The 14238-nt window shown below is 61.1% G+C and carries 14 protein-coding genes and 1 other RNA gene; 7 read left to right on the top strand and 8 right to left on the bottom strand.

Annotated elements, in window-relative coordinates; genetic code table 11:
• Positions 1-104: 104 nt before the first annotated feature.
• The gene (locus tag K1X71_08965) at positions 105-497 is read left to right on the top strand and encodes a hypothetical protein (GenBank protein ID MBX7073265.1); all 393 of its coding nucleotides are present in this window, start codon (positions 105-107) and stop codon (positions 495-497) included.
• Between the two features lie 405 nt (positions 498-902).
• Here the strand turns inward: K1X71_08965 and rnpB are convergent.
• Positions 903-1302: RNase P RNA component class A (gene rnpB / locus K1X71_08960), an RNA gene on the bottom strand.
• A 302-nt stretch (positions 1303-1604) separates the two neighbouring features.
• Here rnpB and K1X71_08955 point away from each other — a divergent pair.
• Positions 1605-1832 carry a hypothetical protein gene (locus K1X71_08955; protein MBX7073264.1) on the top strand — a complete coding sequence of 76 codons (228 nt, stop codon included), beginning with the start codon at positions 1605-1607 and terminating at the stop codon, positions 1830-1832.
• Positions 1833-2171: 339 nt separating this feature from the next.
• On the opposite strand, the gene K1X71_08950 is transcribed toward K1X71_08955, so the two are convergent.
• The 3 genes from K1X71_08950 to K1X71_08940 all read right to left on the bottom strand — a co-directional run bounded on the left by K1X71_08950 (position 2172) and on the right by K1X71_08940 (position 7241).
• Entirely contained in the window at positions 2172-5240 is a 3069-nt protein-coding gene (locus tag K1X71_08950) for a CusA/CzcA family heavy metal efflux RND transporter (GenBank protein MBX7073263.1), read from the bottom strand.
• Between the two features lie 35 nt (positions 5241-5275).
• Complete coding sequence (locus tag K1X71_08945) at positions 5276-6709, bottom strand: efflux RND transporter periplasmic adaptor subunit (GenBank protein ID MBX7073262.1); 1434 nt, start codon at positions 6707-6709, stop codon at positions 5276-5278.
• Between the two features lie 142 nt (positions 6710-6851).
• Positions 6852-7241, bottom strand: coding sequence for a hypothetical protein (locus K1X71_08940; protein MBX7073261.1), 390 nt, complete (start codon positions 7239-7241; stop codon positions 6852-6854).
• A 361-nt stretch (positions 7242-7602) separates the two neighbouring features.
• Between K1X71_08940 and K1X71_08935 the strand changes: the two genes are divergently transcribed.
• The 5 genes from K1X71_08935 to K1X71_08915 all read left to right on the top strand — a co-directional run bounded on the left by K1X71_08935 (position 7603) and on the right by K1X71_08915 (position 10303).
• Positions 7603-7836 carry a type II toxin-antitoxin system prevent-host-death family antitoxin gene (locus K1X71_08935; GenBank protein ID MBX7073260.1) on the top strand — a complete coding sequence of 78 codons (234 nt, stop codon included), beginning with the start codon at positions 7603-7605 and terminating at the stop codon, positions 7834-7836.
• Positions 7836-8222 carry a type II toxin-antitoxin system VapC family toxin gene (locus K1X71_08930; protein ID MBX7073259.1) on the top strand — a complete coding sequence of 129 codons (387 nt, stop codon included), beginning with the start codon at positions 7836-7838 and terminating at the stop codon, positions 8220-8222. Before K1X71_08935 ends, K1X71_08930 begins: the two co-directional genes overlap by 1 nt.
• A gap of 4 nt (positions 8223-8226) precedes the next feature.
• Positions 8227-8412, top strand: a complete 186-nt coding sequence (locus tag K1X71_08925; GenBank protein MBX7073258.1) for a hypothetical protein — start codon at positions 8227-8229, stop codon at positions 8410-8412.
• 332 nt (positions 8413-8744) lie between these two features.
• Positions 8745-9254 carry a hypothetical protein gene (locus tag K1X71_08920; protein ID MBX7073257.1) on the top strand — a complete coding sequence of 170 codons (510 nt, stop codon included), beginning with the start codon at positions 8745-8747 and terminating at the stop codon, positions 9252-9254.
• Positions 9255-9355: 101 nt separating this feature from the next.
• Positions 9356-10303, top strand: a complete 948-nt coding sequence (locus K1X71_08915; protein ID MBX7073256.1) for an alpha/beta hydrolase — start codon at positions 9356-9358, stop codon at positions 10301-10303.
• Positions 10304-10359: 56 nt separating this feature from the next.
• Here K1X71_08915 and K1X71_08910 read toward each other — a convergent pair whose 3' ends face one another.
• The 4 genes from K1X71_08910 to fbp form a co-directional block, all read right to left on the bottom strand.
• Positions 10360-11445 (bottom strand): hypothetical protein, encoded by a 1086-nt coding sequence (locus K1X71_08910; protein ID MBX7073255.1) that lies wholly within the window; start codon positions 11443-11445, stop codon positions 10360-10362.
• A 362-nt stretch (positions 11446-11807) separates the two neighbouring features.
• Entirely contained in the window at positions 11808-12335 is a 528-nt protein-coding gene (locus tag K1X71_08905) for a hypothetical protein (protein MBX7073254.1), read from the bottom strand.
• A gap of 102 nt (positions 12336-12437) precedes the next feature.
• Positions 12438-12923, bottom strand: coding sequence for a VOC family protein (locus K1X71_08900; GenBank protein ID MBX7073253.1), 486 nt, complete (start codon positions 12921-12923; stop codon positions 12438-12440).
• A 226-nt stretch (positions 12924-13149) separates the two neighbouring features.
• A complete protein-coding gene (fbp, locus tag K1X71_08895; protein MBX7073252.1) occupies positions 13150-14154 on the bottom strand; it encodes a class 1 fructose-bisphosphatase in 1005 nt (334 codons plus the stop codon).
• Positions 14155-14238: the final 84 nt, after the last annotated feature.

Below are 14238 nucleotides of genomic sequence, written 5' to 3'. Positions count from 1 at the left end.
AACGATATGGACGCATTGACTTGACGCCTGCCGACAATCTCGACAAGTTCGCGGCCCACGGCGGGCCGGTCAAACAAAATTCGACCAGACAGTAAGGAGACGAAATGGCTAACAAGTATCAGGAAGTCCTTATGGTGGCCCACGACCTCTACTCCCAAGACCCCGACTGGGTCACTTTCTTCCGAGAGATCCTCGGCATTGAAGGGGCCGTGCGCAAGAGCTTCGCCAGCCAGGAGCAGTTCGCCGAGTTCGAAAAGACCCGCGAGCACCAGCAGATTCAGGGTATGCTCGCCAAACTCCGCGAACGCGGCCGCGGCAAACCCAACCAGCCAGAGCCCACCCGCGTCATCACCGTCCGCCTCCCCAAGAGCCTGCACGACTCGCTGCGGGCAGAAGCTCACGACCGCAAGACCAGCATGAACCGGCTCTGCATCGCCAAGCTGCTGCAAGGGGTCGACGAGCACCTGCTGTCCCCCGTTTCGCAGGTGGTGGAATAACCCGCCCGGCCGCCAGATCGGGATACGGATTCGGTCTGGCGGCGACAGAACGACACAATGCCGGAGGGCGTTGGCCCTCACCAGGCGGTTTCGGCCCGCGACCGGCCACCACGGTCCGGCCTAAGCCGACTCGCGCAAGCTGCTATCAGGTCAATGCCGCGCCACGCGTCGCTCAAGGATGAGCGCGCGGGGAGCGGCCCTGGCTCGGGCAGGCGCCCTCCGGCATGTCTTCTGTCTTGCCACGCGCAAGCAGACGACAATTGCCCCACGTCGCCCGGCGCGATCGTCGCTGGCGGCGCGCAGGTCGCTCGTTGTGCCGCTGTGGCGAATAGCGCCGTTGCTGCTACCCCTCGCAGCGCCGCTGTCGCTCGCCGTGCCTCGCTATCCCCTCACAAAATAGAAAAAATCCGGAGTGGACCTGTAAGCCGGGTTCTGTGCCGGCGTGTTGCGCCGGCGGCGATCATTTCTCTAGGCCGCCGATTGCTCGGCGGCTCCAGCAACCTACCCGGAGGTGGTGGCGACACGGACCGCGTCGCGCCGGCGCTTGCGCGCCAGCTTCCTCCTGCTTGGTCTTGCTCCCGGTGGGGTTTGCCTAGCCAGGCTGGTCGCCCAGCCTGCTGGTGAGCTCTTACCTCACCGTTTCACCCTTACCGCGTCGCTTGCGCGCCGCAGGCGGTTTGCTTTCTGTTGCACTTTCCCTGGCCTCGCGGCCGGTGGGAGTTACCCACCACCGTGTCCTGTGGAGCCCAGACTTTCCTCCCGCGCGTGCCTTGCGGCCCGCGCCGACGATCGCCCGGTCCACTCCGGAATGTGTGGCTATTGTACAACGGCCGCCGCCGCGCGTGGGTTCAATTGCCAGCGCGGCGGCGAGACTCGACCGCCGCCCACGATGGAATTCTCTGCTTAGCCCCCGCCCCGCATGCCCGCGCAAGACCGACCATCCCAACGAGGCGCCGCTTGCGGCGCAGCTCGCCTAGTTTCAAGCAACCCCGCACCATGGGGCACGGTATACTGTCTTTGATAGCCGCTTGCCGCCGAATCGTGCTCCGCAGCCGACCGTCCCCCGAGTTGCTGCCTCCACGCGCCACCCCTCACCGAGTTTCTACCATGACAACCGTCACCCTGGCCGAAGCCATGGCCAAGCTCGAAGAACTCGTCGATCACCTGGCCCCCGGCGAGACAATCGTGATCGTCAAAGACGACAAGCCAGTGGCGCAATTATCGGGGGCCAAAGCCGCAAAGCCGCAGCCGGTGTTCGGCGGTTGTCGCGACCTGGTGACGATCGTTGCCGACGACGAGGAGCACCTCGCCAGCTTCGATGAGGCGCTCCAATGAAGCTGCTGCTCGACGCGCACTCGCTCCTCTGGTATTCGGCGGGCGACACGCGCTTGAGCGCCGCCGCGAAAAACAAATGGTCGCGCGCGGTGCTCAACCAATAAGTCCAGCCGCGCTGCCGGCGCTGGGGTCGGTCTTGCGCCGTTTCCACCTGATGCGGATTGTCGCTCATGGTTCTCAACTTGAGTTAGGGCGTCGCCGCCAGGCCTGCGGCGACAGGGCAGATTTCGGTCATCGGCTTCGGCGAATCGTCGCGGCCATGTGACGGGATGGCGCCCGCGTCAGGCGCCAATCGCCGCAGAGCCACAAGCATCGTCCAACAAACCGGATGCGCCATTTTCAATGTTGTGTTCTTGGCGCGAACCAAGGGTATATCGCGGGCAGCACCAAAGCGGTGAGCATCGTCGACGTGATGAGCCCGCCAATGACGACAGATGCCAGCGGCCGCTGAATCTCGGCGCCGGCCGTTGTGGATATGGCCATCGGCAGAAAGCCTAGGCTTGCCACCGATGCCGTCATCAACACAGGCCGCAATCGCAACAAGGCGGTCTCGCGCGCCGCGGTACGCAAGTCGGTTCCGGTGGTTCGCATGCCCTCCGCGCCGCTCACCCAAACCAATCCGTTCAGCACCGCCACTCCAAACAGCGCAATAAAGCCCACGCCGGCTGAAATGCTAAATGGCATCCCCCGCAGCGCGAGCGCGATGATTCCGCCCGAAGCGGCAATGGGGACCGCCAAATAAATGAGTAGCGCCAGTCGCATCGATCCGAATGTGCCATAGAGCAACAAAAAGATCAGCAGCAGCACGATCGGCGTAATGATCGCCAGCCGCAGACTTGCCGACTGCAGATTCTCAAAATCTCCTCCCCATTGAATGGAATAGCCAGTCGGCAGGGGTACATGGTCTTGAATCGCCCGTTGGGCCTCGTAGACGAAGCTCGCCACGTCGCGATTGCGCACATTGACCGACACGTACGTGCGGCGCCGCATGGCCTCGTGGTCGATGCCAGGAGGGCTCTCGTCCAAAATAACGTCGGCTAGCTCGCTTAAGGGAACTTGGCTGCCAGCGGCGGTATTGATGGGAAGTTGCTTCAGCAAATACTCGCTTTCGCGCCACAACGGCGGATACCGGACAATGATCGGAAACCGGGCGCGCCCTTCCAATACCTGGCCCACTTCATAGCCGCCGACCGTGGAGACGGCATTCATCACGGCCGCGGCATCGATGCCATAGGCGGCAAGTCGATCGGGCTTGACTTGAACACGCAAGGTCGGCACGTTTGCCTGATAATCGGCTTTGACATCGGCCGCGCCGGGAATGCCGCGGAGCACGCTTTCGATTTGCTTGCCTTTCTCGGCAAGGATCTCCATGTCGTCCCCATAAAGCAGCACCGCCACATCGGCCTTGACGCCGGCCACGAGCTCATCGACTCGCATTTCGATGGGCTGACTGAAGCCAAACTTGATGCCGGGAATTCGCTCCGCCAACTCCTTTGACATTGCTTCGATCAACTCGTCACGAGACTTCGCGACCGGCCATTCGGCGGTTTCCTTGAGCAGCACCCACACGTCGGTTTGATGCACTCCCATCACGTCATTGGCGACTTCCGGACGTCCGGTCTTCGAAAACACGGTTCGCACTTCGGGAAATTCGCGCAGCAATTGCTCGATCGATGTGGACATCGTGATCGCGTCTTCCAGGCTCGCGCTCGGCAGACGCACCACCTCGATCAACAGATCTCCCTCGTCCAGCCGAGGCATGAACTCGGCCCCCAAATAACGCGCTATCGGGATGCTGGTCAAAAATAACGCCAACGCCAAGCAGACCGTCACAACCGGCGAGCGAATCGCCCGATGCAGTATGGGTTGATAAACGCGCTTGAAGGCGCGAATCAGCCATACCTCGCGTTCATTCATCTGGCGCGGGAGACATAGCGAGGCCAAAACGGGCATCAGCGTCAAGGACAACACCAACGAGCCAGCGAGCGCGAAAAGAACGGTCAATGCCATGGGACGAAACAGTTTGCCTTCCGTGCCCTGCAAGGCCAGGATCGGCAAATAGACGACGGCGATGATCAATTCGCCAAACATGGTCGGCTTACGCACTTCAATGGCGGCGTCGCGTATGACATCGGAGTGCGACTTGCCCGTATTTCCATGCGAGAGATGTCGTATGCAGTTCTCGACCATGATGACCGAGCTATCGACAATCAAGCCAAAATCAATGGCCCCCAGGCTCATCAAACTGGCCGTAATGCCCGTTGCGGCCATGACATTGGTCGCAAAGAGCATCGACAACGGAATCGCCAGGGCTACGATGATCCCGGCGCGGATGCTGCCAAGCAGCAGCAGCAACACCATCACGACCAACGCGCCCCCTTCGATCAGGTTGTGCAATACCGTGTCCAGCGTGCGCTCGATCAGGTGGGCTCGGTCATACGTCACTTCTAAAGTGACGCCAGCGGGGAGCGAGCTTTCGATCTCGTGAAGTTTTTCCTTGGCCCGTTCCACTACGATCCGCGAGTTCTCGCCGATCAACATCATGACCATTCCCGTCACGGCTTCGCCGCGGCCGTCACGCGTGACCGCTCCTTGGCGAACCATCGGAGCGATGTTCACCTTGCCTAGATCGCCGATCACCAGTGGCGTGCCGTCCAAACTCTGACGCACAATGACCGCTTCGATGTCCGCGACGGTCTTGAGCAACGACTGCCCGCGGATGTAACGCTGCTCGCCGTGATGCACGATATAGCCGCCCCCCGCGCTGGCGTTGTTCTGGGCTAGCGCATTGAATACTTCCGGCAGCGTGATTTCGTGGGCGGCGATTTTGTCCGGATCAATGGCCACTTCATAGGTTTTGTAAAAACCGCCATGCACATTGATCTCGGTCACGCCCGGAACTTGCCGCATTCTGGGAGCGATCTCCCACTCCAGCAGTGTCCTCAGTTCCATCGGCGTGTAGCCGTCACCGCGAACCTCAAATTGCAGCACCTCGCCAAGCGCGGTCGTTAGTACGCCGATCGTCGGTGTGCCATATCCTTGGATGACTCGCTCGCGGGCGTCGCCAAGCCGCTCGCTGACAAGCTGTCGCGCGCGAAAGATGTCGGTCCCCTCGTTGAAAACGATGGTCACCAGCGATAACCCGAACTTGGAGACGCTGCGAATCTGCTCCACATTGGGCAGCCCATTCATCGTGGATTCAACGGCGTAGGTCACATACTGTTCGACTTCCAGCGGCGAGAGCGCGCCCGCTTTGGTCACCACTTGCACCTGAACATTGGTCATGTCCGGCACGGCGTCGATCGGTAGCGTAATGGCGCTATACAGACCGCCCATCGCCATCAATCCCACCATGGCGAGCACCAGCAAGGGGCTTTTGAGCGACAGTTCAATCAATCGGGAGAGCATGAGTTGCCTTGCTACTGAATGAGGAAGGACCAAGTTCAGTCGTCCTGGCCGCGGAGGAGCCATTCGCTTTTGAGATAGAAGGCCCCTTCCGACACGACCGGATCGCCTTCCTGCACTCCGCTGAGGACTTCGATCCAATGTTCCGTCGCCATGCCAAGCGAGACATCTGTTTTGCGGTAGGCGCCTTCGCCGGCCGCCACGAACACAAAGGCTTGCGACTCATGACGCATGACCGCCCCCTCTGGCACGACCAGCGCGCGCCGCGGCGCGCCAAAGGGAATCGTCACCCAAGCAAACATGCCCGGTTTGAACCGTCCCGCGGCGTTGTCCAGTTCGGCCACCACAGGCACCGCATGACTTTGCGGCGACGTGCCCACCGAGACGAATAGCGGCGTCGCTGGCAAGCGCTGGTCGGGCACCGCCGGACAGTCCACCGTGACGTTGGTGACGCTGCGCAGGTCGAAATCCGCCCATTCGCGCGCGTAGATCTGCGCGGAAACCCATACCGTGTCCACGTTGGCGAGGACAAACAAATTCTGCGACGCGTTGAATTGAACGCCGTCGGTGACAAAGCGTTGCTCGACAAAGCCATCGATGCTCGACTGCAGCACCACTTCACACAAACTCGCGTCCAGTGGTGTGGTCGACAACTCGGCGAATGGCCCCAGGTGCAGGCGAAGTTTCTGCCGATTGACCGCAACCAGGCGTTCCGCGTGTTCGAGGTTGGCTTGGGCCAGATCGCGGCGCTGCGCCGCTTCGAAGCGCGATTGTTCGCAAATCCCCAAGAAGTTCGCCCGGGCGACTTCTTTGTCGCTTTTTCGTTCGCGAATCGTGTTTCTCGGCAGCGCGCCGGTCAGCGACTCGCTAGATCGGTAAGTCCCCTCGGCAAACAAGTACCGGGAATACGCCGAGACAATCTTGTCGCGGTGGTTTCCTAGCGGCCGGTCCTGGTATTCGCGCTCGATCTCCTCGACCTGCGGATGGTTTTTCAGCGTCGCCTGCAGCGCTTCCAAATTGGTGGCGATTTCAGCCGCCCAATCGCGTTCGCGCCGAGCGATCGCGCAATCGGCTTCTGCCTTCACGATTTCGTCGCGCGCCAGTCCAACGGCAACGCTCGACAGTATCGCCAGGCGATCTCCTTTTTTTACTGCGTCGCCCGGTGTGACCAGCACTTGCGAAACCAGGCCGTCCACCGGCATCCTTACTTCCAGCCGCCGCGACTCGTTGTAGCCAATGCGTCCCGGAACTCGACGTTCATCTTGCAGCGCCCGAACTTCGGCGCTCGTGGTTTGCAGCCGGGCTTTCGCCGTCTGCGCCGGCGTCAAGCGAACGACCGATTCCAACTGAGCAAGTTCTTGCTGTTCCTCAACCGCGCCGACCTTGGTCGCTGTCGAATGGCCAAATGGATTGGCGGCTATCAGCGAAACGGCGATGAAGATCGTCCCGCCGGCGCCGGCGACAAGGGCCATGCGGGAGCGAGGAACCAGTGCGCGCAGGCGCGCATAACAGGCGGCGAGATTCAACACACAGGTACCCTTCGTTAGTCAGATTCGAAAAACAGCGCTGCCAGCGTGCAGTGCCGCGAGACCTAAACTCGACTCGAAGGGAAGGTCAAATCTGAAAAGAGGCGATGAGCGCGCGCAGTGCCCTACCAGAGGGTGCTGGCGCTTCGTCCCGACGATGGCGCAACCAAACCGGTTCACTGTCGAAGCCGTGGTTGAGCGGCGGCTCAGACAATTGAAAGTCCAATGCCAGCCAATAGCTGAACGCTAGATCGTCGACTTGCGGCGCGGCGACAAAAATCACCCCTTGGCAAATGCAGCCCGTTTCGTTTTGACACCGGGGAGGGGCCGGCGGGGTGATGCGGTCACTGCTGGTATGAGACGCCTGCGCCATGCGCAAGAAGTAACCAGCGCGGTAAGCCTTGTGGCGCACACAATTGAACGGGCAGAGCGTCACCGCTCCGAGCACTAGCAACGTGATGGCGCGTCGTGGCTTCATGGAGCATCCAATTTTACTTGCGGTGGGCGGCTGCCGCAAATCGTAGCGTTCACGGGCGACTGGCCAGTTTTCCTGGCGTCGTTAATTGTTTTGGTGGTTTAAGGTTGTCCAGCGTTGGTTCCAGAGTTCGCTGTCGTTGAGAGCGCCCAGGGCCACCATGAATTCGGCGTTGGTCGAGCTCCCACGCCGCGCGCAAGTCCGACCATCAAAACGAGGCGCTGCTTGCTCCGCAGGTTTCGAGAGAACCGCGCACCACGGGCCACGGTATACTGTCTTTAGCAGTCGGTTGCCGCTGGATCGCGCCCTCGGCCAGCCGACCGTCCCCCGGGTTACCGTCTCCACCACTCACCGAGTTTCGCCCATGACAACCGTCACCCTGGCCGAAGCCAAGGCCAAGCTGGAAGAACTCGTCGATCACCTGGCTCCCGGTGAGACGATCGTGATTACTCAGGGTGACAGGCCAGTCGCGCGGCTCGTGCCGCCGGTCGAGGCTCCATCGCAACCAGCCAGGCGCCAGTTGGGCTGCATGCAAGGCAGCTTGACCGTCGTCCGTGACGATGACAGCCACCTCGAAGACTTCGCCGAGTACATGTAATGCGGGTGTTGCTCGACACGCACACGTTTCTGTGGGCAGGACTGAACAGCCCCAAACTCAGTGAACATGCTCGAGCGATCTTCGACGATCCCGCGGCGCAGGTTTCCGTCAGCGTGGTCAGTCTGTGGGAGATCGCCATCAAATTGGGGAAGGGCACGCTGAACTTGAGCGAACCCTTCGAGCCGTTTGTCAATCGCGTGCTACAGGAACTGGTCGTCGACCGTCTGCCGATCAAAATGCCCCATCTCAACTGCCTGACCTCGCTGCCTTACCATCATCGCGATCCGTTCGACCGCTTGCTCATAGCGCAGGCGCTGGCCGAGGGTGTGCCGCTGTTGAGCGCCGATGCCGAACTGGACGCCTATGGCTTGCAGCGAATTTGGTAGCGGAATGGCGCATCGCAAGAGCTATATCATCGCACCCGGCGGCTTAATACCGCACCAGCGCACCACTCGACGGTTGATCTTGGCGCTGATCTGCGGCGCGGCGCTTTTGGCCCTCTGGGGCGTTTCGGTGGGTCAGCGCGCACAACTCAAGCGGCGAGCTCTGTCGCAGTCACTGGCGTTATTCGACTGAAACGATCGCTCACCCAGAACCCTGCACATTGTTTGTGGTCTTCAAGGCGCGGTTACGATCGACACCAAAAGTCCAGCGGCTCAGGCCGCGGGCGGGTTCTTGATTCAACCCGGCGGCGCGATCGTGCATTCCCCAGAAGAAGCGCTCGAAAGCTTGCTGTCCACGCCCGAACTGGCGGCTAGCCCTGTTGTTGCCAATGGGGAGCCTCTGATGCGGCGAATCCGCTCGTGGCTCTGGCACTACTTTCCGAGCTTCATGTCCAACTGACGCCACCATCTCTCAATGTTAGTTTTCCTCGCCACGTTCGTTCCTCCGAAGCCGAACCGCCATCGATGACCGCGACCAACCAGCGCGACCAGGTGTGCCGACTGGCAAAGTCGCGTCCCGATCTGGCGCTGGAAAAAGCCCGCGAAATCACGGAGCCGTGGTTCCGTGCGCAGGCATTGGCATGCGTGGCTCGCCACACTGCCGGGAAAACCGTCGCCATTGCCAACGAGGCGGCGCGTGCGGCGTTATTATGCGACGATGCGTACAAACAAACCGCCGTGAGGGCCTGGGAGATCGCAGCGCTTGCCGAAGCGGGGGTGGTTGCCGAGGCCTCGCGCCGCCTGCGCGAGTTGGTCAAAGCCAGTGCAGCGGTCGTTCCCCTTGCCTCACGCGCGGAGGCGTTGTTCCTCTTGTTGCAGGCGGCCGCCTGTCTTTCATCGGGCGACAGGCAATCGGTGCATCAGGTCCTACAACAAGCGTGTGCGCACGATGGCCATTGGCGCTGCCAGCGAGCGCTGCGCGACGCTCAGCGGATCGAAAACGGAGAACAGGCCCCGCGTCCCTTCTTCCAATAGCAAGCTTCTTTCGCCGGCGCTGCGGTTCAACTACCCTAATATTCTCCCGGCCCGATCGCGCGTCGGTTCCTTCCCGCCACACACTTTCCCACCGGATCATCATGTCACGTCACGCCCAAAAATTCGCATCGCTCTTGTTGCTCGCCATCGGTTTTTGCGCCTCCCCCACTTGGGCCGCTGAGCCGGTCCCCTGCACCGTCGTCGACGATGTGGTCTACGGTCACAAGGATGGGCTGGCCCTCACCATGGATGTCGTCACCCCCAAAGAGAACGCCAAGGGGCTAGGCATCGTGCTGGTGTCGAGCGGCGGCTGGCGATCGGGCAAGTCCGACGTCCCCGGCGAGGAGCAACACCGCCTCGAACACGAGCATTGGACGCAAGGTCTGCTGCGCGGCGGCTACACGCTGTTTGTCGCGCGCCACGGCAGCGGTCCGCGCTATCACATTGGCGAGATGATCGACGACATGCGCCGCGCCGTCCGCTTTGTGCGCCTGCGCGCCGCCGACTTCCATGTCGATCCCGCCCGCATCGGCATCACCAGCGGTTCGTCGGGCGGGCATCTCTCGCTCATGGTGGCCGCCACTGGCGACGACGGCAATGCCGAATCCAAAGACCCCGTCGAGCGCCAAAGTAGCCGCGTGCAGGCCGTGGTCGCCTGGTTTCCGCCGACCGATCTGGTGAACTGGAGCAAGCCCGGCGGCTACAAGTTGATTCAGACGTTGCGTCCCAAAATGTTCGAGGAGATGTTTGGCGAGGTGACCAACATCGAGGAGCAACTCAAGAGCGTCTCGCCGATCTACTTTGTCACCCCCGACGACGCGCCGCTATTGCTCTTGCATGGCGACAAAGACGCCACCGTGCCGCTGCAACAATCCGAAGTGCTCAAGGCCAAGTACGACGAGGTCGGCCTGCCCGTCAAGTTGATCGTCGAGCCGGGCGGAACACATCGCGGCTGGGACGGCATCCTGGATGAATACCCGGCCGTCTGGGAATGGTTCGACAAATACCTGCAACCCAGCGTCGCCGCCGCGCCCGCCGCCGCCGAGTAGCCGGCGCATAGCGCGCGGCTACTGGGCCCAATGGCATGACCACAATGCCGCGCGTCTCATTTCGGCGGATTAACGGTTCCCGCTGGACCTACCAGTCCCGACTCGGCCAAATCAGCCAAGTTGTAATCGTCCAGCGCAAGCAGGCGGCTAGCGCCAGGGGCCGGCGGCTTGTGTAGGCCATTGACTTGAGTGGTCGCGGGCACCTGGATCGAAAAATCCTTGTCAGCGGGAGGACGACCGCCCAGATCGTCAGATTCCCAGACTTTCGCGATCCACACCTTCCCGGCGCGATTCGATGGCTTGACGGGTCCCGCGCATACTCGCACTCGTTTGGCCATCATTCCTGTTCCACAGGCGACAAAACGATCCGCGCGCCCCACGGAGCGAAACAACTCCGTGCCGGCGTTATCCTGGCTTATCTCTGTGATGCTTTCGATCACTGGTGGCGAATAGCCGGTGTAAAATCTGACCATCCTTGTATACGTGCCCTCTTTGGGACTGACTCGCCGCAAGGTTGCTTGCAAGTGCGTCGCATCGGCCTTTTCCACTTGAGATGTCACCGATTCTTCGAATTCCGGTCTTGCCTCAAAACCTCCCAGTGGTTGGCCATCGACGCCGCCGCCGAATGCAAACGGCGTAACGATTGCCCCTCCAACGCTGGGAATCCACAGTTTGTCAACCGTATCTGCCCGCCGACGAGCGAACTGCGCTGAATCGCCAAAATTGCCTCGGCGCGGAAAATACGTCAGGAACATCGCGCCATTGCTTACAGCGTCGATGGAGACATTGGTGATCCGCGATCCCGATCCATCAATGGACACGTCGGCGGGCGGCTTGCCGTAGTCGATGGAACAGCGCAATTGCTTATCACGCTTGCAAAAGACGCCATGCGCGGCGTCTTCATTCTTTGGTTTTCCGATTTTGGCGCCGAAGCGCCCCTCGAGCCCATCATCAAGGGTCGCTGCTGTTCCTTGGCGGTAGGTGAAGGTGCAATAAAACGACAGGCCGCAGCGCCACTCATCGACAGCGGCGTCCAAAACACGAATTGACTCATCCGCGTTGCTCGGCGCCTGGCCCGCGATCGCGACACTGAGCAAGCCCGCAATCAACATCGCATTCATAAATACCTCCGCCGACATCATTCAACGGCATTAGCGCAGCATACAATCGCGAGAATGTTGAGTACGCCCGCAAGAGCTAAAACGGCGCCAACCACATGCTTGGCGGCACGCTCCGCAAACAGCCAACTGGCAGTCGAAAAGCCCATGCCCACAACCGCTAAGAAGTAGAGAAGAGATCGGTCGTTTGGGTTGAGTCAGCTACTTTCGGAAATTATCGGCAAAAACCGCGCACGTCAAGAAAAAGTTCTGAAATCACAAGGGTTACAAGGACTTGCCGAGCATGGTTCAACGATTATTTGGCGCCGAAGTCCACGCCGTCCGCCGCCGAGTAGCCGGCGCATAGCGCGCGGCTACTGGCGGTGCTTGTCGGCGAAGTGCGGCGGTTACTTCTGGCGTTTGAATTCAAACGCGGACTTGCCCGCTTCCTTGCCGTCGCTGTAGTTCGTCCATTCCGTTTTGAGGGTGTCTTGGTCCACAAACGTGAAGGTGACGCTGCGCATGTACATGTCCTTGTCCGACGCGAGGTTGGTCGCCCTGACGAACTCGAAGGCCACCTGATTGTCGCCTGGCCTGGGCTTGGCCCGCATCTGCGGCTGATTGCCCAGCATGCAGTAGTGCGTGAGCAACAGCGAATCGCCATCCGGGTGAATGACCGTGACCATTTCGTGGTCGGTGTCGGGCCCCATGGTCTCGACGACGGCGCTGCCGCCGGAGGTGACTTTATAGACGACGCGGACCTCTTGCTCCGTGTCGCCGTGCATTCCTTTGCCGATCCATTCCCCTTCGAGCATTGCAAATCGCTCCAGCGCGGGGGCTTCTTTGTGCGCTGATTGGTCTCTTGCCTCGACGGCATGCGATAGCCCGACGGTGCAATATGCGATCACGAGCGTAGCGGCGAGTTTGCTTTTCATGTGGTGCGCCTTGTTGTTGGTTGGGTGCAAGTCTTGGTGTGCGCGGACGGGTAGCGCTTGCGCGCCGCCTCGCCCGCTATGAGAAATCCGATGCGGATTGGTCTACGCCCCTTGCGCAAACGCCTCGACCATCGCCGCTTGCATCTGCTCCGGCGTCAGGTCGTGCTGGTGCGTGGCGAACGACCACTTGTGCCCAAACGGGTCAGCCACCACGCCGTAGCGGTCTCCCCAAAACATATCGGCGGGCGGCATCACCACCGTCGCCCCTGCTTCCTGCGCGCGCTGGATGGCGGCGTCGCAATCCACCACGTACTGATGCAGCGTCACCGGCGTCCCCCCCAGCGCCTGCGGTGTCTCCGACTTGCCATCGCAATACTCCGGAAAGTCGTCGACCAAAAACACCAGACTCGTGCCGATTCGCAGCGCGGCGTGCATGATCCGCCCGCCGTCGGGCGCCGGCATCCGCGTGACCACCTCGGCGCCAAACGCCTGCTTGTAAAACGCGATCGCCTGGTCGCAACCCGCGCAAACCAGGTGCGGAATCAAGTGTTCGTGTCCCGGTGGAATCGGTTGCTTCGATGGACTCATGTTCGATCTCCTGTGCGAAATTCGGGGGGAGCGGTTCCGGTAAACTGACCGTGCCCACTGACATGGCGGCGGCAACTGCTGTCAGCCACTTGCCGCGTCGCCGCCGGGGCCGTCATCAGATAGTCGCGTGGCCCCCCGCCGTTTCGACAAGAAAATCGATTTTCTTTTTCGTCGCGATTCTTCGGTGGAATTGCCGTGAATTGATGCGGCGCGCTGGCCAAATCCCCTATTCCCGACCGTTCTTCTTGGCAAACGTCAGCAGCCGCTCGATCTCGTAAGGGCTCCCCACATACAGCGGCGTGCGCTGATGCAGATTTTCCGGCTCAATCTCCAAGATGCGGCGTCGGCCGTCGGTCGCCATGCCGCCGGCCTGCTCCGCCAGATAGGCGATTGGGTTGGCCTCGTACATCAGCCGCAATTTGCCTTGCGCGTATTGATCGGTGGGCGGATACAGAAAAATGCCCCCCTTCATCAACGTGCGATGGAAGTCGGCCACCAGCGACCCAATGTAGCGCGACGAATAGTGCGTGTCGTCGTCGCCGCTCTTGAGCCAATGCAAAAATCGCCGGCAATACTCGGGAAAGCCGTCGGCGTTCGCCTCGTTCACCGAATAGATGCTGCCGCGCGCCGGCATCCGCAAGTTGGGGTGGCTCAACAGATACGCGCCGATCGATGGCTCCAACGTGAAGCCATGCACCCCTTCGCCCGACGAATAGACCAGCATCGTCGACGAGCCATACAGCACGTATCCCGCGGCCACCTGCTGCGCGCCTGGTTGCAGCACATCGGCCGCGGCGCCCTTGCCGCCCCCTGGCTCATGGCGAAAGACGGCGAAGATCGTCCCCACGCTGATGTTCAGATCAATGTTCGACGAGCCATCAAGCGGGTCGAAGATCACCACATAGCGCCCGCTCTCGGCGTTGTCGAGCACCACCACAGGCTCCTCATTCTCTTCCGAGGCCAGCGCCGCCACCGTGCTGCGATACTCCAGGCAATTCAATAGCGCCTGGTTGGCGAACACATCAAGCTTTTGTTGCTGCTCTCCTTGCACGTTGATCGAACCCGCCGCCCCCATCTGATCGCTCAACCCGGCGCGGCGCACCACCGCGGCAATCAACTTGGTCGCCAGCGTGATGCCAGACAACAGCCAACTGAACTCGCCCGACGCGTCCGGAAACCGCGACTTCTGTTGCTTGAGAATATGATGCTCCACCGTCATCGCGGTTCGCAGAGCTTCGCCAGTGGTGGGCGTCATCGTAGCGCCAGTCGCAAGAGGAGAGGGATCGATTACCGGCGCGCCAGAAAAAAAGCGCGC

Source organism: Pirellulales bacterium, assembly GCA_019694455.1.
Lineage (GTDB): Bacteria > Planctomycetota > Planctomycetia > Pirellulales > JAEUIK01 > JAIBBY01.
The sequence above is the reverse complement of the archived record's forward strand: the minus strand, read 5'-3'. Positions and strand labels throughout refer to the sequence as shown.